The following is a 20,380-nucleotide window of genomic DNA, read 5'->3' as shown; positions in this document are numbered from 1 at the left end:
TTCACACGGTTGCTGATGTCAGGTATGTCTTTTTCGATCTACTCTTAAACGGTATTGGAAGGTCTCTCCTGAGAAGTAGAGATATTCGAAGTCAATTGGGTGTCCAGCATGATCATGAGTCAGTCGTTCCACTCTTAATAGTGGTGCATTGATATCGACGTGCAGAAGCTCACTGAGTTCTTCATCAGCAAGGGTGGCGTCAATGTTTAAATCTGCATGTCCCAAGGCAATCGATAAATCTTCTTCAATCGCTAAAAACACATCACGCGTGGAGAGGTTAATCTCTTGCAAAGCTAAACCAATCGATTCGGGTAAATAGGTCAGTTCAAATGAAACGGGTTTACGATTGAGCAGGCGAATGCGTTTGATTTCCACCACAGTACTGTTCACTGAAACTTTTAATTTCGATGCAATTTGTGGTGTGGCAGGAATAAAGCGAAATTCTTTGACCACGTTAAATACCTCATGTCCCATATTGGTCATAGCTTCTGCAAAGCCTTGTAACTGGGAAATGTTTTGGAAGGTTTTCGGTGCGCTCACGAAAGTACCTTTGCCTTGAATCTTGTAAACCAAGTGTTCGAGCTGAAGTTGATTGAGTGCCTGACGAATGGTGATTCGGCTGACATTAAATAACTCACTCAGTTCTTTTTCAGATGGCAATTGCTGATGAATCTGATAGCTCCCCTCGACGATCTGCTGAAGCAGGGCCTGATAGACTTGATCATACAATGGGCGTTCGCCACTTACTTTATTCACAATCGGTTGGTTCATTGCACTTAAACTTGTTATAACAACTTGGTTGTTAGATTAGCGATTATGCAAAATGAAGAAAAATAACTTATGCAGCAAAAAATATCTGTTTTTGTGCATTGTCTATTGCACAGGATAAAAATAAAGATGCTTTTTATTGTTTTATGAATGGATGATTTCTATTGATATATAAATGAAAATCAATATCTTAAGATATATTGATTTTCATTTGGTTTGCTATTGTCACCAGATTTATAAATGAAAGTGATCGTTTTAGCTTGGTGTATTTTGCGGAAATAAGACCGGTTCTGCAGCTAATTTTTCCGCCAGATATTGAATGAAGACACTGAGTTTCGGTGGCACATGACGGGTAGGTGGATAGAGCAGCCATGCACCACCACTATAATGGGTTTTAAAATGCCAATCAGGTAAAACTTGAACCAAACTCCCTTGTTCTAAGGCATGGCGTGCCACGAAGTAAGGCAAACTGGCAATGCCTAGATGCTGTAAAGCGGCACTGAGACGCACGCCGGTATGATTGGCTGCATAACGACCACGGACTGGCACCGTAATCGATTTCTGTTCCTGCTGGAATTTCCACTTCGAATCATTGGGCTGTTCACCCAAATAAATACATTGATGCTGCTTTAAATCATGTGGATGTTGCGGTGTGCCATGTCGCTGTAAATATTCTGGCGTAGCACAAATTAAATGATCAATATCAATCAGTTTTCGTCCCATCAAGCCACCTGGCGGCTGTTCGGTAATACGAATCGCCAGATCGACACCATCATCAATCAAGTCAATGTAACGGTCTTCCAATAACAGTTGAATATCAATTTTTGGATACAGTGCCAAGAATTCGGGTAAATGAGGATGCAGCATAAAATGCCCAACAGCTTTGGGCACACTGATCCGAATTACGCCTTGTGGTTCAATATGAAACTGTCCCGAGCTTTCCATTACCGCTTGTGCCGCATTGACCATGTCGACACAGCGCTCATAGACCTGTTGACCACTTTCACTTAAGCGCAGTTTACGTGTGGTGCGATGCAATAAGCGTGTACCTAAGGCCCGTTCTAAACGGGCAATCGCGCGGCTCACGGCCGAAGGGGTAGAACCGAGCTGTCGTGCCGTTTCAGAAAAGCTTTCCGTTTCGACAACTTTGACAAAGGTTGCCATTTCATTTAACAGAACCAGACTTTGATTTGTGCTCATGAAGCAAAAGTTATTTGGATTTTGATTGGATTATCGCGCTTTAAAAATCGCAATACAATCTTTTTCCTGTAGTCATGATGGAGATAAATCAAATGTGGCAGTTGTATGGTCATGAGTTTCTGGCCTTGGCATTGATCCATTTTATGGCAGTCGTTTTACCGGGTCCTGATTTTATTATTACAGTACGGCAGAGTGTGCGATATGGCTATTTAATTGGCTGTATCACTGCGATCGGCATTGGTGTCGGCATTTCGGTACATGTGTTTTATACCTTGGTGGGGGTTGGCGTGCTGATCCAGCAAAGTGTCTGGTTAATGTCGGTATTACGCATAGCTGGGGCGGCTTATTTGATTTATTTGGGCTGGCAATGTTTACGTAGTCAACCGAATGCCAATCTGGATATTTTGGCAGGGGAAGCGCTGGGCAAACCGAGCTTGATCCAAGCCTTTAATATGGGCTTTTTGACCAACGCGTTAAATCCGAAAGCGACCGTGTTTTTTCTGGCGATTTTTACCACCATTGTGAATCCTGCAACACCGCTAAAGGTTCAAATCGGTTATGGCATCTGGATGTGTCTGGTGAATGCATCATGGTTTATCTTGGTCAGTATCATGTTTGCACAACCGATTGTACGGAAACGCTTTTTAGAGTTTGGCGTATATTTCGAGCGGGTGATGGGGGTTATCTTGAGTGCAGTGGCAATACGATTGATCTGGAGCGTTGCCTTTGCCTGAATAGAAAAAAGACTGCACTGAGGCAGTCTTTTTTATTGCAGAGCGTTTAAGTACTGCGTTTGTTTCTGCTCAGTTGATGTAATACAGACACCAGCAAATCAATTTCTTCCGTGGTGTTGTAAAACGCCAAAGATGGGCGCACCGTCTGTTCTACTCCAAAACGACGCAAGATCGGCTGAGCACAATGGTGTCCTGAACGCACTGCAATACCATGTTGATTCAGTGCTTTACCCACTTGCTCGGTTGAATAACCTGCAAGGGTAAAGGACATGACACTGGCTTTGTTTTTCGCCGTGCCAATCGGTCTCAAACCTGCAACGCTGCTTAATGCATGCTGGCCATATTCGAGCAAGTCATGTTCATAACGGGCAATATTATGAATGCCAAGGCGTTCCACATATTCCAGTGCTGCACCTAAACCCACGGCATCGGCAATATTACCCGTGCCTGCTTCAAACTTGTTTGGGGCAGGTTGATAAACCACTTGTTCAAAGCTCACATCCTGAATCATATTGCCGCCACCTTCCCACACTGGCATGGTTTCCAGGATTTCAGGTTTGGCATAGACTGCGCCAATACCTGTCGGCCCAAAAACTTTATGCCCTGAGAATACAAAGAAGTCGGCATCAATCGCCTGCACATCGGTTGGCATATGCGAAACCGATTGAGCCCCATCGACCAAGACCCGTACACCTTTGGCATGCGCGATTTTGATCACCTCGGCGACAGGAGTGACCGTACCTAAGGCATTGGACACCTGGGTAATCGAGATCAGTTTGGTCCGTTCATTAATCAGTTTTGGCAGTTCTTCCAGAATGATTTGACCGGTATCATCCACTGGAATGACACGAAGTTTGGCACCGACTTTTTTGCTCAGTTGGAACCACGGTACGATGTTGGCGTGATGCTCCAGATGCGACACGATGATTTCATCACCTTCACCAATATTTTGTTCACCCCACGTTTTGGCAATCAGGTTAATACCTTCAGTGGTACCACGTACAAAAATGATTTCCTTGGATGATTTTGCTCCAATGAAACGGGCCACCACATTACGCGCATGTTCATAGGCATCGGTTGCACGTGCTGCCAGTTCATGTGCAGCACGATGAATATTGGAATTTTCATGCTGATAAAAATAGGCAATACGATCAATCACGCTTTGTGGTTTCTGTGTGGTCGCTGCATTATCAAACCAGACCAGAGGACGGCCATTGACGCGTTCTTGCAGAATGGGGAAGTCACGACGGATCGCTTGAATATCCAAAGGTTGAGCTGCATTGGCTATAAACTGTGGTTGTGAAGGCTGGTAATTGCCATAACCCGTATTGCTTTGTGGCAAATCAAGAAAGTAGAAACCTGATGAGGCATTATTTTTTGCTTGAGTTGAAGTTTGAGAATCTTGCTGCAACACGCTTTTTAGTGCATCGCCATGTGGTAATTGAAATGATTGAGCAGTCGCAAAACTGGCAGCATCAAATTCAGAACTTGAAGTGTTGGGTGCTGCAAAATCATTTAAAAAATAAAATGGTGATGCCTCACTTGCTGATGGGCGAGAAGGTTCAACCAAAGGCACATTCGGTGGGCTATGAATCGCTTGTGGAAAATTTGGTTCAATTGGTGGGCGAGGTAAGTTCGCCCCACCGACCACGGGTGCAGAAGCAATCGCACGACGTTCAGGATAATCGGGATAGTTTGGAATATGCTCAGGATATTCAGGATTCAAACTTTTTTCATAGGCAATATTGGGCGCACGTCCACTTAACGCTGCTAAAGGTTCAGCAGGCTGAGGTTGATGTGGCGGTGTACCGACATTGGGCAAGTCCAAATTCAAACCAGAAGGGTGACCACTGCCTGAGCTTGGCAGCGCAGCAAAAAATTCAGAGGCGAGTCTTGAAAGTGTTGCTTCATCTGGGAAGTTGGACGGTGGACTAACACCGACCACTTCAGAACCCGTTGGACCACCTTGCCCAGTAGCTGTAGAAGATAGCTTACTTGTAGTTAACTGGGTAGTCATGATATTTGTCCACCTCCACATCTTCGAGTACAGCCAACGCATCCTCAGTCAATACTGCCAATGAGCAGTACAGTGAGATCAGATAAGACGCAATTGCATTGCGGTTGATGCCCATAAAGCGTACGGAAAGACCGGGTGACTGCTCGCCTGCCAAGCCCGGTTGGAACAAGCCCACCACACCTTGACGTTTTTCACCTACACGGAGGAGCAGGATTTTGGTTTTACCATCTTCGACTGGAATCTTGTTGGATGGAATCAATGGCACACCACGCCATGTGATGAACTGAGAGCCGAATAAACTGACGGTTGGTGGTGGCACGCCACGACGGGTACATTCACGGCCGAATGCAGCAATCGCATCTGGATGTGCCAAGAAGAAACCGGGTTCTTTCCAGACTTTACGCAGTAAATCATCAAAGTCATCTGGTGTTGGCGGGCCATTTAAAGTTGAGATACGCTGTTCATCTGCAACGCTGGCCAATAAACCATATTCGGGATTATTGATCAGCTCGCTTTCTTGGCGTTCTTTAATGGTTTCAATGGTTAAGCGTAATTGTTCTTTAATTTGATCGTGCGGGCTGCTGTAAAGATCGGCAACTCGGGTATGAATATCCAAGACGGTAGACACACCATTTAAGAAATATTCACGTGGTTGCGCATCATAATCAACAAAGGTTTGCGGCAATGTGGCTTCATCACGTTGCGTACATGCCACTTGGATGTCATCGGTATTGCTGACACGGTTAACACGATAAATACCTGCTTCAACAGGAATCCATTGTAATAAATGTGTGAGCCAGCGCGGGGTAATGGTCGAAAGTTGTGGAACGGTCTTGGTGGCGTTGGCAAGCTGTCTGGCTGCATGATCGCCAAGTGCAAGTTGGGCTTTGTCGGTGGTTTTTGCCATGAATCAATTTTCCTGTTGTTTTTTGGCTTTGTTAATAAAAAGAGTTGGACTTATTACAATGTGGTTTAATCATTTATTGAATTAGACTAGAGCTGATTTATTATTTTTAAAAATATTAATATGAGATAAATAATGCTGAATTATTCTATGCGTCATAAGAATATATTTATAAAAAATAAATATAAAATACGAATATAGACGTTTTAATTTAAATAACGATCTGCTCCATTTAATTAAACTTTACTGTTATGCAAGGACTCGCTGGGGGATTGTAAAATCTGGCTACCTGCTGCAACGCTATGGGTGAGCCAGACATTGCCGCCAATAATGGAGCCTTTACCAATGGTGATGCAGCCTAAAATGGTTGCACCTGCATAAATCACCACGTGGTCTTCAACAACCGGATGACGGGCATAATCTTTTTTCAGTGCGCCATCTTCATTGACTTCGAAGCGTTTTGCGCCCAGCGTGACCGCCTGATAGATGCGGACATATTCACCAATCACCGAGGTTTCGCCAATCACCACGCCGGTACCATGATCGATAAAGAATCCTTTCCCGATTTGCGCTCCAGGATGAATATCAATCCCGGTGGCTGAATGAGCCAGTTCAGAAATGATCCGTGAGAGCAGCGGTACACTGTGATAGAGCTGATGGGCGACACGATGATGAATAATCGCTAAAATCCCGGGATAGCAGAGCAGTACTTCATCGACGCTATGTGCTGCAGGATCGCCTTCATAGGCTGCACAGACATCGGCATCCAGTAGACGACGGATGTCCGGCAGGGTGTTGGCAAAGTCCTGCACGATGGTCTGTGCCAAAGCGACCTGCTGTTCATATAGCAGCCTGTCGTTATTCGAAATGGGAACCGGTTTCACCCGACTTTTGGCTTCATAATTTAAAGCCAGTTTGACCTGTGCAAACAGGGCATTCAAAACCCGGTCAAGCGTATAGGCAATATAATAATCTTCTGTTTCCTGACGCAGCTCACTGGGTCCAAGCCGCATTGGAAATAGAATGCCGCACAGATCATCCAGTATTGATTTAAGCGCCTCTTTGGATGGAAGTTCGCGTCCACCAAATTCCTTGATACGGTGTTGCCGCTCCCGCCATTCGTGTCGTGCTTGTTGTAAGCCTTCGACCACCGGCTGTATTTTCCATTGGCTCACGAGAGTTCCTTGCAAAATGAGGGGTTAAAAAACATCAAGCTTCAAAGGTCATATCAATCTTGTAGCCACGGTAATTGATGAATACGCCAGCCATTGCTCTGATTTCGTTGTTGCTGTTCGTTCAGATCGCCTTCAAAGCCTTCTAGCACGTTATAGACTTGGGCAAACCCGGCACTAAAGGCCGCAGTCGCTGCCAAAGCCGAGCGTTTACCACTACGGCAGAGTAAGAGAATGGTTTTGTCTTTGCCGACCTTGCTATCCAGTTCTTTCAGGAAACGTGGATTTCGGTTGAATGAGGTACCGGTTGCCCATGCCACATGGACACTTTCAGGCACATAACCGACAAATTTACGTTCTTCATTGGTGCGGACATCCACTAAGATGGCATGACCTTGTTGAACCAGAAACCATGCTTCAGCAGGCGGAATACTGCCGGTAAAATCAAGCTCATTGTCTTCTGCATATTGTTGTGCGCGTTGCAGGATATCTTGTGGGTCGTGTGAAGAACCGTCTGAAGTGAAGTTGGATTCTGCAGCTTGAGCAGAATCAAATTGAGCATTCATTGTTATAACCTTTATATACATCAGCGGGATGATGTTTTTATCTTAGGACTGTTTTTATATTCAGGAAAATAATCAAAATTTATTTATATATCTATTTTTGATAAATAATGGGTATTTATTAACTTATTCAGAATATGGTTTAAAATGGTTTTTTTAATAAATATATTTATTGGATTTAAAGATGAAATTATCAGGAATAAATATTTTACTTTTCCATTAAGTTGTATCATTAATATTAAAAAAGGGGAGTTTGGAAAATTAAATGCAAGAGCACTGAAAAATATCGCTATTGATGATAAAAACAGCATAAATTGTCTAAGACTTATTCTTATCTCATAAAGGAATAAGCAACTCACTTTTTCTTATTTTTAATCATAAGGCATGCCGCATACCATACGCCTATATTGTTGAAAGATCATCTAATTATGGGCATCAAGAACACCAAGCCGCTAATTGTTACAGCGATCGTCCTTGTGGCGATTGTTGCTTTTATTGTCTATCAAAATCAAAAAGATGCTGCGCCTGTTCAGTCTAAAAACAACAAGGCAGTGGTGATTGCCTATCAGACAGGTGTTGACCCAACCAAGGTTGCACAGGCCAATGGTGATTATGAACGTGACAGTAAGCAAGCCATTCAATGGCGTAAGTTTGATGCAGGTTCAGATGTGGTCAATGCATTGGCTTCGGGTGATGTGGTGATCGGCAATATCGGTTCCAGTCCGCTGGCCGCTGCAGCAAGCCGTGATTTACCGATTGAGGTCTTTTTGGTGACGGCGAAATTAGGTGGCTCAGAAGCATTGGTGGTGAGTAACAAATCCGGCATCAAAAACCCGCAAGACTTGATTGGCAAAACCATTGCCGTGCCGTTTGTTTCAACCACACATTACAGCTTGTTGTCAGCACTCAAGCATTGGAATATTGCCGATAACCAGGTCAAGATCATTAATTTACGTCCACCTGAAATCACGGCTGCTTGGGAGCGTGGTGATATTGATGCCACTTATGTCTGGGAACCTGCATTAAGCAAAGTCAAAGCCAGTGGTCATGTCTTGACCGATTCGAAACAGGTCGGCGAGTGGGGTGCACCAACTTATGATTTATGGGTAGTACGTAAAGATTTTGCTGAAAAAAATCCAGAATTCTTAAAAGCCTTTGTGCAAACCAGCTTGAAACAAGTTGAAGCGTATCAGCAAGATCCGAAAGCATTTGAACAAAATACCGATAATATCCAGAAAATTGCTCAGCTGACAGGCTCTGATGTGAAAGATATTCCTCTACTGTTATCCGGCAATATTTATCTGAATGGCCAGCAACAGCACGCGACTTTAGCGGGTGAGTTTGCCAAAAATATTTTTGATACCGCAACATTCCTAAAAAGCCAAGGCAAGGTGGATCAAGTCAAACCTGATTATCAAGCGAATGTCACCACCCAATTCTTACAGCCATAGGAGATCGAAATGAGCGTATTAGCTGCCGAGTATCTTCATTTAACCTTTCCCAAACAGACCGTGCCTGTTCTTCAAGATATCAATCTTAAGATTGAGGAAGGCACCTTGACTGTGGTTTTGGGCGAGTCTGGCTGTGGTAAAACAACATTGCTGAATATCTTGGCGGGCTTTCAACAGCCAAGTTCAGGCCAGATTACACTGGATCATGAAGTGGTGACTGCACCCGATGCACGTCGTGCGGTGGTATTTCAGGATCATGCATTGTTACCTTGGTTAAATGTCTCTGAAAATATCGGTTTTGCTTTACAGCTCAAAGGCTTGAAAGCGCAAGAAATTCAACAGCAAGTCGATGCAATCCTGAAAATTGTGGGTTTAAGTCACGTGGCTCAAGCCAATATCTGGGAACTGTCTGGTGGCATGAAACAACGTGTCGGTATCGCACGTGCCTTGATCAGCCATGCGGCATTCATTTTGCTGGATGAGCCTTTTGCTGCGCTGGATGCCTTTACCCGTGAAACCATGCAGCAGTTGGTACTGGATTTATGGATTGAACAAAATAAATCGTTCTTTCTGATTACACATGACATTGAGGAGGCGCTTTTGCTGAGCAATCAGCTGGTGTTGATGACGGCGCGTCCTGGAAAAATCGTCGAGACTTTAAAACTGGATTTTGCCGATCGTTATCAGCAGGGTGAATCGATCCGTGCGATTAAGTCCGATCCACAATTTATCCAGTTACGTGAGCAACTGTTTGAACGCTTACGCGTACAGAAGCAGGCAGGACATGAGGTGGCTGTATGACGGGTCAAGCAAAAAACACCGCTTATGAGCTGAGCAAGGCAGAACAACTGCAAGCGACCAACAATGCACAGCCGGATTCAATCTTGAGTTCAATTGGGGCTTTTGTTGCTCGTCATCGCAGTTTGGTACTCAGTCTTTCCAGTGTACTGAGCGTATTGGTGATCTGGTATCTGATCACGGCATTAAAAATTGTCCCAAGCCTGTTTTTACCAAGTCCGCAAGCGGTATGGCAGAAGTTCCTTGAAGTCAGCCAGCAAGGCTTTATGAAAGCCACCTTATGGCAGCATCTGGCCGCGAGTATTTCTCGGGTCTTATTGGCCTTGGTTGCCGCGATTGCGATTGGTGTGCCTTTAGGTTTATGGATGGGACTGAATAAATGGGTGCGTGCAGTGCTTGATCCATTGGTTGAGTTATTGCGTCCGATTCCACCTTTGGCTTATTTGCCACTCTTGGTGATCTGGTTCGGGATTGGTGAAACCACCAAAGTACTTTTGATTTTCTTTTCGATCCTTGCGCCTGTGATTATCAGCAGTACCCATGGCGTATTGAGCCATCAGCTCAATCGTGAGCGTGCAGCTTTATCTTTAGGAGCGAGCCAGTCGCAAGTATTCTGGCATGTGATTCTGCCGACGGCATTACCGCATATTTTAACGGGTGTCCGTATTGGTTTGGGTGTAGGCTGGTCAACCTTGGTGGCTTCGGAATTAGTTGCAGCAGATCGGGGCATTGGTTTTATGGTGCAGTCGGCGGCACAATTCCTGATTACCGATACCGTGGTTCTCGGCATTATTGTCATTGCGATTGTCGCAGTAAGTTTTGAATTGTTTTTGCGTTGGTTACAGAAGCAATTATCTCCTTGGTATGGCCAACAGTTATAAGTGTGAGTAGTAGAAGATGACGTTAAATATTGAAATTATTAAACCAACAATCGGTGCCATTATTCACGATGTTGATTTAAACACGGCTGATGAAAATACTACACAACAAATTCAACAGGCTTTGCTGGATCATCATGTGATCTTCTTTCGCAACCAGCAGCTTGCCCCTCAGGCACAAGCTGAATTGGCGCGTGGTTTTGGTTCTTTGCATATTCATCCGATCTATCCATCGGTAGACAATGTTCCTGAAATCATTGTGCTCGATAGCTGGAAACAGGATTTGCGTGACAATGAACTCTGGCACACTGATGTGACTTTTAGCCAGAAACCGCCATTGGGCTGTGTATTGCAAGCCATCAAGATTCCACCTGTAGGCGGTGATACCCTGTGGTCGAGCGGCGCGGCGGCATTTGCTGCCTTGGATCAAGACTTGCAGCAAAAGTTAAAAGGTTTAACCGCAACCCATGACATCCGTCAGTCTTTCCCGATTGAACGTTTTGCGCATAATGATGTTGAACGTCAAAAACTGGAAGAAACCTTTAAGCGTAATCCTCCTGTTGTTCATCCTGTGGTGAGAACGCATCCGGTCACGGGGCAACCGATTTTGTTTGTGAGTGAAGGTTTTACTACCCGTATCAATGAGTTGGATGAAACTGAAAGCACTGAATTGCTACAGTATTTATTTGCGCATGCCACCAATGAGCAGTTCCATTTGCGTTGGCAGTGGCAGGCAGGCGATGTGGCGATTTGGGATAATCGTTGTACACAGCATAAGGCTTTATTTGATTATGGTGATGCGCATCGGATTATGCATCGTGCCACGATTAACGGTGATGTACCATTTTATCAGGCAGCGAGTTAAGGTTTGATTTAGATGAGAAAGCTTGGGTAAAATCCTGAGCTTTTTTATTCTTGGGGCTGAGGTTATTTCCAGTATTTGATACTCGGTAATCTCATCCACAACCTGCGTGGTTTTTATAAAGTATAGTTTCTGCGAAAGATTTAAAAAGATTACAAGAAGTGGACAGGTTTTGTGGATGAGGATGCTTTTGGTTACTTTGGGCGAAACCAAAGTAACTCCAGTTGAAGGCTTATCCTTAAATTGGATGAGAGCACGGCACGACTCCGTTAAAGCCTATCCTTCAATAAATAACGGTCTTTAGTGGCTGATTTCACAGGTCTGCTTGTAAACCGAAGGCGCTTGTCCGGTCCAGCGTTTAAAGGCACGTCGGAATTCACGTAATTCGCTAAAACCCAGTTGCAGGCTAATCTCACTCATCGACAGGTTCTGTTCAATAAGTTGCTTGGCCTTGCGTTCCAGTACATTTTGCCGGATTTGTTGAAAACTCAAGCCCTCTGCTAATAATTGCCGTCGTAAATGGCGTTCGCTGATCCGTAAATGTTCGGCAGCGTGTTGCATCTCAAAACGCTCAGGTAAATGCTGTTCAATCAAATGATCAAGTAAATGCACATAGCCAACCTGATTGAGTCGGTCGATTTCTTTTAGGGCTTGTTCGCAGATCTGGATGGCAGTTGCATAGTTAGCGGGGCTGTAATTTTTTAAGCTGCGTTGCAACAGGCGGTGACTAAAACGCATGACATTTTTATCACGGTTAAACTGGATGGGGCAGCCAAACAGATCGTGATATTGTTGTTGATAGTCGCTTGGGAAATAGCTGAGTTCAAGGCTGATGACATCCTCATGATCGCCCAGCATCGCGTTTAAACAGGTGATGATACTGCTAAATAATTCATCATAGAAAAAGGCTTTGAGTGCATTACAGGAGTAGGATTCAGTGACTTCCAATTCACAAAGATCAGCGTGGATAGAAAAGTCGATATTCAAGACACTGCCAGAAATCCGATGGTAGCGCAGTGCAATGTCCAAAGCATCTGCCACGGTTTTACAGGACTGCATGGCAAAGCCCAAAATTCCCATCGAAATCAGACCTTCACTACTGCCAAGTTTTAAACCGAGGTCGGGTTGCTGATAGGCTGCAATGGCTTGCCGAACCACATCACAAAGCTGGGTGAAACGAACTACCCCTTGGGTTTGCTGTATTTGTACAGCGTCTAAACCTGAATTCTCAAACCATGCAGCATAATCCCACTGTTGCTGCTCTGCATAATGGATCAGGCTCGCCAGAATGGTGGGTAGAATAAACTGTTGTTGCTCATTTTTATCGCTGCTGTGTATAGGCATAAGTCCGTTTAGCCCCCCAAAGAAAAGTGTCTTTAACCCTGTTGGGTATCGCATAATTTTGATTAACTTTCAACATGCTTTAAGACAGTTAGAAAAAGAATCGAAAGGAAGTTGTAATGTATCAGGTGGGTTGGGACAAGCAGAAAATCAAAATCACAGCCAAAGGCTATGCCATGTTTGGTTATGGACAATGGTCACATCGGGCCTATGAGCAGCGCACAGCTTTATTTGCCAGAAGTGTCAGTATTGTCGATCAACAACGTAACCGATTAGTCATCTGTTGTTTGGACGTAGGTTGTATTACCCATGCCATACGCAGCCAAACGGTAGCGCGACTCACGCAAATCCTAGGCTCACAATTTGATGAAAATCAACTGCTTCTCATGGCAACTCATACCCATTCTGGTCCTGGCGGTTGTGGCTATGAAGCTTTATACAATATGCCGACCCCTGGTTTTGTACCTGAACATTTAAACGCAATAGTAGAGGCGATTGTACAGAGTATTCAAAATGCAATTGCATCTGAACAAGATACCGAGATTTTTTTAGCGACTCAGCATTTCCCGGAACAGACAGCTGTGGCATGGAATCGTTCAATCAAAGCCTATAATCGTAATCCAGAAGTTCAGTCACGGACCGAAGCTGAAACGCATTTGGCCTTGAATCGTGAAATGCAGTTGATTGGTTTCTATCGGGAACAAAAACTACAGTCCTTTATTTCCTTATTTGGAGTCCATGCAACCTGTTTGGGAAATTCTTTAAAGGCCTATGATGGCGATAATAAAGGTTATGCAGCCGCATTTTCCGAGCAGGCTTTAACTGAGCAAGGGATTCAAAATCCAGTCACGATTTTTGCTCAGGCAACTGCAGGGGATGTATCACCGCATTTTCATGGCAAAGACCAACTCAAGATTCGCAAAAAGATCAAAGGCGAGCAGGAATATCAGTACGCGCAACAAAATGGTCGTTATCAAAGTGAACTGGCTCTGAATGGCTTACAGCAGAATATCCCTAAAAATTTGCAAAAAGTTGAAGGCAAGATCGATGCTGTTTTGTCCTATGTCGATCTGAGTAATATTGAAATTCCAGATGAGTTCGCAGCGGGGCAAAAGCATGCCAAGACCAGTCAGCCTTGTCACGGTACCGCATTTTTTGCAGGTACGCCTGTCGATGGCTTAGGGGCGCCCAAACCCTTAATTATGGGGATGCAGTTTTTAGCCGATCAATTTCGCAAACAGAAAACCAGGTATTCCAATGCAGCTGATTTTGTAGCGTATCAGCAACTGTATGCCTCTCAAGGGCCGAAACAGATTGTACTGGAAGCGGGTGCCAAAAAGATTTTAGGTCAACCGATTGGTTTTCCGCCCGGTATTCTTGATCCGTTGATAGCAGAAATGAATCGACAAGTGAAAGCTGGGGCGATTCAGCACAGCCCTTTAGTTCCAAGTGTAGTTCCCTTACAGATCGTGCGATTAGGTCAATTGGCTTTGATTTGTTGTCCAGGAGAATTTACCACCATCGCAGGACAGCGTGTGGTTGATACGGTTAAACAGACGCTTGCCGCACAGGCTTCAATTGAAAGCGTCTGGTTAGCATCCTACTGCAATGATTATATGGGCTATGTCACCACCTATGAAGAATACCAAACGCAAGCCTATGAAGGGGGACACACCTTATTTGGTCAATGGACACTGGCTGCCTGTCAGAGCAAATTCAAAGCATTAGCAGAACAATTAGGATTAGAAAAAAACAAACGTCATTACGATGAAATGACAAGACCACAATCGATTCCAGCACAGGAACTCGCAAAACGCAGCAATCATGGCAATGTAAAAACTGCCGTTAGCCAGGGAGAGGCAGTATGAGTAATCTAAAACAAGGCATCTGGTCAAACTGGTCCGGTTTTCAACAATCCGAACCGCAACAGGTTTTGCACCCTGCCAATATTCAAGAACTACAGAGCATCGTTGCTCAGCAACAAAAAATACGGGTAGTGGGTGCAGGACATTCTTTTACGCCGTTGGTGTGTACTGATGCCACCTTATTGTCTTTGGATCAGATTGCAGGCATTGCATCGACGGATCTTGAACGATGCCAGAGTAGTATTTATGCGGGGACCCGTTTATATGATCTAGATCAGCACCTCCAGCAGCAATCGATTAATCAGGCCTTGATGAATCAGGGTGATATTGATCAGCAAAGTCTTGCGGGAGCTGTCTCTACGGGCACACATGGCACAGGTGCAGATTTACATTGTATTTCGGCCTATGTTGAAGCTTTTGAGTTATTGACGGCTTCTGGTGAAATCCTGCAATGTAGCCGCACAGAGCATCCTGAAATCTTTGCCGCAGGACGAGTGTCTTTGGGGAGTTTGGGCATCCTGACTCAGATTACCATGCAGAATCGCCCGCGCTATAAACTGAAAGAGCATATTCAATTGTGTCCGGTAGAAGACATGATGCAGCATATTCAGCAATGGAAGCAGCAGCATCGGCATATCGAATGTTTTGTGTTTTCCCATGAAAAGCAGTTGATGCTAAAAACCTTGAATGAGACCGATGAAGCGGTTTTGCCGCGTAAGGAAAATTTCCCGTCTGACGATACGCTACTGACCCTTTGTTCCGAGTTAACCAGAAGCTTTCCTGCACTGAATCCGTATTTACAGAAGCTATTAGGTATTTTTGTTAAACCGACCACCTATGTGGATTGGTCGAGTAAAATCTTTCCAACGCCGCGTAATACCAAGTTCAATGAAATGGAGTATCAGATTCCTGTTGATCGCGGAATTGAATGTCTGGATGAAATACTGCATGCCTTAAGAAAATATAAAGTGGCTACCTTTTTTCCACTCGAATTTCGCGTTGTGAAAGGGGATGATATCTGGCTCAGTCCCTTTTATCAGCAAGATTCCATTTCAATTTCAGTGCATCAATATCACAAACAAGACCCGAAGTTGATTTTTGAGGTGGTTGAGCCGATTTTGCAGAAATATCGGGGTCGTCCGCATTGGGGGAAAATGCATACCCTGACAGCGGCTCAATTACGGACTTTATATCCAAAGTGGAATGATTTTATGGCGTTGCGTCAGCAGCTTGACCCGGAAGCCAAGTTTTTAAATCCCTATCTGGAAAAGCTGTTTTTAGGTTAAATCGAATGTTTATGAGTTGAAAGTGCTTAACGGCGTTATATCGGGCTTGCATCCAATTAAGGGTTAAGCTTTTAGCTGAAGTTACCTTGTTTTCACCCTGAGCAGCGTTTCAAGCCTCGTAAGATGTATTTTTCTTGCGCTTTGCCAAAGCTTTAGCCGCTTTGGCTTGCTCAGGTTGTAGATGACTTTTTCGCGTATCAAATTACATGTAAATTTTCTTGGATTGAAAAAGGTATAGCCATGTTGGATCATTATTTTAAACAACTCAATCTGGACCTGAAAAAACAGGGGATTGCGACTCCACAACTGATTGTCGATGAAGCCGCGTTAAAACAAAATATCCAGCATGTTCAGATTCGCCTTGCTCACGCCAAACATTTAAAAGCACGCCTGGTGGTGAAATCATTAGCCAGTCTGGATTTACTCAAGTTGTTATCTGCCCAGATCAACACCCAGCGTTTTATGGTATTTCATCAACCGCATATTATTTCGATATTAGAAAATTTTGCCGAAGCCGATATTTTGTTGGGCAAACCGATGCCGGCTCAAGCGGTAGACCATTTTTTTCAACAACATGCAGCATGGTCGAATGCCAATATCCAGTGGCTGGTGGATACTCAGCAACGTGTGCAGCAATATCTTGAGATTGCCCAGACCTATTCGCGCTGTCTAAAGCTGAATATCGAGATTGATGTCGGTTTACATCGTGGCGGAGTTCAGTCGACCCAACAACTGATCGAAATATTAAAGCTGATTGAGCGAAATCCACAGTATTTAAAACTTTCTGGCTTGATGGGCTATGATGCGCATGTCACCAAAATCCCTGCCATCATTAAAAAACCTGAACTGGCTTATCATAGCTCCCAACAGACTTATGCGCATTATCAACAGCTGATTCAAAAACAGTTCCCAACCTTGTGGAATGAGGCGTTGTGTTTTAATGGCGGTGGCAGTCCAACCTTTAGTTTGCATACCAATGCAAGTGTCTGCAATGACTTGTCTTTTGGTTCCATGTTGTTAAAACCGAGTGATTTTGAGAGTGATTTTTTACAGGCATTGCAACCTGCATTATGGATCGCTGCACCTGTGCTCAAGGTATTGCCATTTACCCAACTGCCTTCAATGTCGTTACTGGATAAATTGCCGCATAAATGCAAGGCGCTGTTTATTTATGGCGGCTACTGGCTGGCTGATTATGTTTATCCTGATCAGTGTCATACCCATGCCTTGTATGGGCGCAGTAGTAATCAGGAGCTGGTCAATGTACCGAAGAATTGTGATATTCAGGTCGATGATTTTGTGTTTTTAAGACCCACACAGAGTGAGGCAATTATTCCTCAATTTTCCGAGTTAAAACTGTATCGCACACATGCTTTTGAGACATGGCAAACTTTTAGTGAGTGACGATGAGTAACCAAGCTTTGCTCATTAATATTCGAGCTAAAAGCTTGTCGTGTACTCGGAGCTTTAAAACAAATCGGCCAAATGACAGCTTTTTGCTTCAGTCAGGTTTTCAATAGAATCGACCAATAGAATATTGATATCTTTTTCACTTTTATACGCCGCGATCACTTCTGCATAAATCGGCTGTTTTAGTTTGGTGGCGTTTGAGAGAAAATCTGATACCGCCTTTTGCTTAGACCAGTCGGCATCTTTTAACACATATTCATTCTGCGCAATATCGCATCGCGTTAACATGGCTTTATTATCCTGAATAGTTAAGGTGCCCATAAAAATATCCATACTTTCTTTAGGATCTGGTGAATTGGCAAAAGTGGTAAAAGGAAAAACCAAGCCAGATATACATATTGCAAAGACAAGAGCGATTTTTTTCATTGGATTTTCCTGAAGATGACATTCATTATTAAAGTAATACTTTGAGATTTTAATCTCATAGGTGGATTGAATGCCAGAAAATAGCCAAGTAGGCGCAGGAATTAAACTGGATCATGCGCCTACTTGGCTGATAAGACTGAATGACTAAAAGCGATAACCCATCTTCAAACCATAGCCAATGGCGCTGTTATCTTTAAAATCGGCTTGTTCAGCAACCGGTTTGATTCCCGGTACAGGAATGTAATAGGTACCGTCTTCGGCCACCACATCGCCTAACCAGAAGTATTTAACGCCTGCGGCGATAAAGTAGTTCGGGGCAGGATTAAACTGGGCACCTAAGCCAATCCCCCAAGATCCTTTGGTGGGGTTCAAGGTGGAGGCCGGATCGCCGGTACCCGAGTCCCAACTGACTTCTGTGGAGGCACTCCATTTTTCAGTAAATTGATGTCCAAGTCCGAGATTGACCGTCCATTGATCTTTTTGGTAGCTATCCAGATCAAAACCACCGCTATAGCTGCCTTCGCTGATCAAGTCAGTCAGGTATTCGGTGACTGCGCCAAACTGGGTCGGGCGGATGTGAAAATCTTTCCAGTTGACCCAACGTAGATTGCTATAGAGTAGTGTGTCTTTATACACACCCGTCTGAAAATCAATATTCACGGATTGTGGTGTACTAATTTTAGTCTTGCCCGGTGTGGTGACTTCCAGAGGTTCACCAAACATGGTCTCAGTTACCTGCATATCGTGGTCGATCTTGGAGCGATAGGTCACTGCGGCTTTTAAGGCAATATCCGGGATTTGATAACTCAGGCCTGCCAGCCAACCGACTGCATGATCCTGTTTAAATTTGGCATCATAGCCATTAAAGGCTTCACTGTATGAATTACCACGTAGTGCGACATCCCCTTTGACCGATTGATACACAGCACCGCCATAGAGTTGAAAGTTGCTAAATGGACTGACACCCAAAATCATGCTAATGCTTTCAGTATCAACATTGACCGATGTGCCTTGATGGGTGAATTCATTGTCCGAGAAGGTATTATTGGACTGCATCGGATAAGTAATGTCCGCACCAAAAGGCTGGTCATAGAGCAAGCCAAAGCTGATCCGGTCGGTTAGTTGCAGCTTGAGCGCAGCAGCATAATATTGAAAGCTGTTGCCCATATTGCCTGAGTTCAGGTTCTGCGGATCATTGACCAGTTCAGGACGATTACGGATTTTTCCTGAAATATCAGGATCGACTGCTGTGGCACCAACCTCGACATAATTGCCATTTTCCAGAAAGGGTAAAATGGATTGGCCGGATTGATCCAGTGCCGCAGCATGATTGAGCGTGGTGGCAAATAGGCTACAGATGCCGATTAAAATTGGGTTGCGTTTCATAGTGATCATCCTTGGAAAACCGTGTCTTATTTTTAGCGCTGATATTTTTATTAACGGTCATTTTTTCTATTAGCAGTAAATTGATTTCACTCAATATTTTTAAATAGAAAAGCAATGTCCATGCTTGTAGTGAAGCATCTTTTCAAGAGCGGTAATAGGGTTGTAAATGTTCAGGATGGGGGGCTAAGCGGTCAATTCTTTTTATTCTGATAAGAAAAAAACCTTGTGATCGGGCACAAGGTTTATGAAACACATTGGGGGGATTATTGCTTGACGATGAGTACAGGAATATGTGATTCAGTTAAAACTGCACGGGCCACACTACCGAGCAATAAACGTTTGACGCCTGTACGTCCATGTGAGCCCATCACAATCAGGTCGGCACCGACTTCGTCGGCAACAAAAATAATGCCTTCACTGGCGGAACCATGATGGATTTTGGTCTCGACCTGAATACCGTCGCGGACAAAGGACTGGGCAATATCCTGTAACTGGGTTTTGGCGTGTGCTTCAGCCTGCATAAAATAATCGGTTACTGCAGGAGCCAACTGGTAAAAATCAACGCCAACAAAAGGGTCAACCACAACCACACTCAGAATGGTCACTTTCGCTCCGGATAGTTTGGCTAAAGACAGTGCATGTTGAACCGCTGCATAAGAAATTGGAGAATCGTCGACCGGGACTAATATATTTTGATAGGACATCTTATAGTGCTCCTTTATGGTTATAAAAAAATAAAAAGCATAAGATGTTGATAACATATTGAGCTGGCGCGAGCAAATCAGCGTAGACTGAATCTGTATGATAAAACTGAAAATAATCTAGAAAAACAGCAGAATCCCCCGCAAAATAGAGCGATAAGAAAATCACTGTATTTTTGTAAGTCAGCTTAAGATGAACCTGAGAGCCAGCGACAACCTTTAAACTGTATTTGAATGAATAAGGAACTTTTGTGTTATTGAGTCTAGAGGCATTTAAGCAACAAAAATTTGACCAGATGGCTGCGAAAATCATGGCTGATCCAGACGTGTACCTGGATTTTGATTCGGTTTCAGATTTTTATAAAGCGGCATGGTTAAATGAGTTTCCGCAAGGCACCACTGGTCAGCCACGGGGCTGGATGACGGGGCCGAACAATTTTATGCAGTGATCGAATATGGGGATCATTATCTGTATATCAGCCGAATGGAACGTGTTACGGTCAAATTAGGCATACGTCATCATTACAATAAAAATAACTAATCCGAGCAGTCATCTGTTTTTAACGGCTCAGACTTTGAGATATCGCCTTGAATGTTATACTTTTGCGCAATGATGAA

Annotated in this window: 18 protein-coding genes and 1 pseudogene; 9 read left to right on the top strand and 10 right to left on the bottom strand. The window is 44.0% G+C overall.

All coding sequences use genetic code 11. The features are described from left to right. Positions 1-18: 18 nt before the first annotated feature. Both JO943_RS04910 and JO943_RS04905 read right to left on the bottom strand, forming a co-directional pair. Positions 19-771 (bottom strand): GntR family transcriptional regulator, encoded by a 753-nt coding sequence (locus tag JO943_RS04910; RefSeq protein WP_202740134.1) that lies wholly within the window; start codon positions 769-771, stop codon positions 19-21. A gap of 252 nt (positions 772-1,023) precedes the next feature. Beyond that, a complete protein-coding gene (locus JO943_RS04905; RefSeq protein ID WP_202740133.1) occupies positions 1,024-1,968 on the bottom strand; it encodes a LysR family transcriptional regulator in 945 nt (314 codons plus the stop codon). 92 nt (positions 1,969-2,060) lie between these two features. On the opposite strand from JO943_RS04905, the gene JO943_RS04900 reads away from it, so the two are divergent. After that, the gene (locus tag JO943_RS04900; protein ID WP_032871905.1) at positions 2,061-2,702 is read left to right on the top strand and encodes a LysE family translocator; all 642 of its coding nucleotides are present in this window, start codon (positions 2,061-2,063) and stop codon (positions 2,700-2,702) included. A gap of 46 nt (positions 2,703-2,748) precedes the next feature. Here JO943_RS04900 and JO943_RS04895 read toward each other — a convergent pair whose 3' ends face one another. The 4 genes from JO943_RS04895 to JO943_RS04880 all read right to left on the bottom strand — a co-directional run bounded on the left by JO943_RS04895 (position 2,749) and on the right by JO943_RS04880 (position 7,361). After that, positions 2,749-4,719, bottom strand: a complete 1,971-nt coding sequence (locus JO943_RS04895; protein WP_202740132.1) for a family 2A encapsulin nanocompartment cargo protein cysteine desulfurase — start codon at positions 4,717-4,719, stop codon at positions 2,749-2,751. Continuing rightward, a complete protein-coding gene (locus tag JO943_RS04890) occupies positions 4,694-5,626 on the bottom strand; it encodes a family 2A encapsulin nanocompartment shell protein (protein WP_005284419.1) in 933 nt (310 codons plus the stop codon). Before JO943_RS04890 ends, JO943_RS04895 begins: the two co-directional genes overlap by 26 nt. A 233-nt stretch (positions 5,627-5,859) precedes the next feature. Further along, positions 5,860-6,816 (bottom strand): serine O-acetyltransferase EpsC, encoded by a 957-nt coding sequence (epsC, locus tag JO943_RS04885; protein WP_150953190.1) that lies wholly within the window; start codon positions 6,814-6,816, stop codon positions 5,860-5,862. A gap of 35 nt (positions 6,817-6,851) precedes the next feature. After that, positions 6,852-7,361, bottom strand: coding sequence for a rhodanese-like domain-containing protein (locus JO943_RS04880; protein WP_202740131.1), 510 nt, complete (start codon positions 7,359-7,361; stop codon positions 6,852-6,854). Positions 7,362-7,768: 407 nt separating this feature from the next. On the opposite strand from JO943_RS04880, the gene tauA reads away from it, so the two are divergent. From tauA to tauD, 4 genes are read left to right on the top strand one after another with little or no spacing between them, the layout of a single operon-like run. After that, complete coding sequence (tauA, locus tag JO943_RS04875; protein ID WP_199974880.1) at positions 7,769-8,809, top strand: taurine ABC transporter substrate-binding protein; 1,041 nt, start codon at positions 7,769-7,771, stop codon at positions 8,807-8,809. Positions 8,810-8,818: 9 nt separating this feature from the next. Beyond that, the gene (locus JO943_RS04870; RefSeq protein WP_202740130.1) at positions 8,819-9,610 is read left to right on the top strand and encodes a taurine ABC transporter ATP-binding protein; all 792 of its coding nucleotides are present in this window, start codon (positions 8,819-8,821) and stop codon (positions 9,608-9,610) included. Next, entirely contained in the window at positions 9,607-10,488 is an 882-nt protein-coding gene (gene tauC, locus JO943_RS04865) for a taurine ABC transporter permease TauC (protein ID WP_005284433.1), read from the top strand. Before JO943_RS04870 ends, tauC begins: the two co-directional genes overlap by 4 nt. A gap of 16 nt (positions 10,489-10,504) precedes the next feature. Continuing rightward, positions 10,505-11,350 carry a taurine dioxygenase gene (gene tauD, locus JO943_RS04860; protein ID WP_202740129.1) on the top strand — a complete coding sequence of 282 codons (846 nt, stop codon included), beginning with the start codon at positions 10,505-10,507 and terminating at the stop codon, positions 11,348-11,350. Between the two features lie 297 nt (positions 11,351-11,647). Here the strand turns inward: tauD and JO943_RS04855 are convergent, their stop codons facing one another. Then, on the bottom strand, positions 11,648-12,745 hold the full coding sequence (locus JO943_RS04855; RefSeq protein ID WP_202740128.1) for an AraC family transcriptional regulator: 1,098 nt from the start codon (positions 12,743-12,745) through the stop codon (positions 11,648-11,650). A gap of 62 nt (positions 12,746-12,807) precedes the next feature. On the opposite strand from JO943_RS04855, the gene JO943_RS04850 reads away from it, so the two are divergent. From JO943_RS04850 to JO943_RS04840, 3 genes are all read left to right on the top strand, one after another. After that, positions 12,808-14,556, top strand: a complete 1,749-nt coding sequence (locus tag JO943_RS04850) for a neutral/alkaline non-lysosomal ceramidase N-terminal domain-containing protein (RefSeq protein ID WP_202740127.1) — start codon at positions 12,808-12,810, stop codon at positions 14,554-14,556. Beyond that, positions 14,553-15,839: a D-arabinono-1,4-lactone oxidase gene (locus tag JO943_RS04845; protein WP_202740126.1), complete on the top strand. Its 1,287-nt coding sequence runs from the start codon at positions 14,553-14,555 to the stop codon at positions 15,837-15,839. Before JO943_RS04850 ends, JO943_RS04845 begins: the two co-directional genes overlap by 4 nt. 240 nt (positions 15,840-16,079) lie before the next feature. Beyond that, entirely contained in the window at positions 16,080-17,243 is a 1,164-nt protein-coding gene (locus JO943_RS04840) for an alanine racemase (RefSeq protein ID WP_202740125.1), read from the top strand. Between the two features lie 63 nt (positions 17,244-17,306). On the opposite strand, the gene JO943_RS04835 is transcribed toward JO943_RS04840, so the two are convergent. From JO943_RS04835 to JO943_RS04825, 3 genes are all read right to left on the bottom strand, one after another. Then, positions 17,307-17,675 carry a hypothetical protein gene (locus JO943_RS04835; protein WP_202740124.1) on the bottom strand — a complete coding sequence of 123 codons (369 nt, stop codon included), beginning with the start codon at positions 17,673-17,675 and terminating at the stop codon, positions 17,307-17,309. A 144-nt stretch (positions 17,676-17,819) separates the two neighbouring features. After that, positions 17,820-19,061: an OmpP1/FadL family transporter gene (locus tag JO943_RS04830; protein WP_202740123.1), complete on the bottom strand. Its 1,242-nt coding sequence runs from the start codon at positions 19,059-19,061 to the stop codon at positions 17,820-17,822. A gap of 263 nt (positions 19,062-19,324) precedes the next feature. Beyond that, entirely contained in the window at positions 19,325-19,765 is a 441-nt protein-coding gene (locus JO943_RS04825; RefSeq protein WP_005229332.1) for a universal stress protein, read from the bottom strand. Positions 19,766-20,013: 248 nt separating this feature from the next. Between JO943_RS04825 and JO943_RS04820 the strand changes: the two are divergent. After that, a pseudogene (locus tag JO943_RS04820) lies at positions 20,014-20,303 on the top strand (hypothetical protein). The last annotated feature ends 77 nt before the right edge of the window (positions 20,304-20,380 follow it).

It is taken from the genome of Acinetobacter sp. 'aerobic (ED)', assembly GCF_904886855.1.
Taxonomy (GTDB): Bacteria; Pseudomonadota; Gammaproteobacteria; order Pseudomonadales; family Moraxellaceae; genus Acinetobacter; species Acinetobacter courvalinii.
This window is presented reverse-complemented; position numbering and strand designations above follow the sequence as displayed.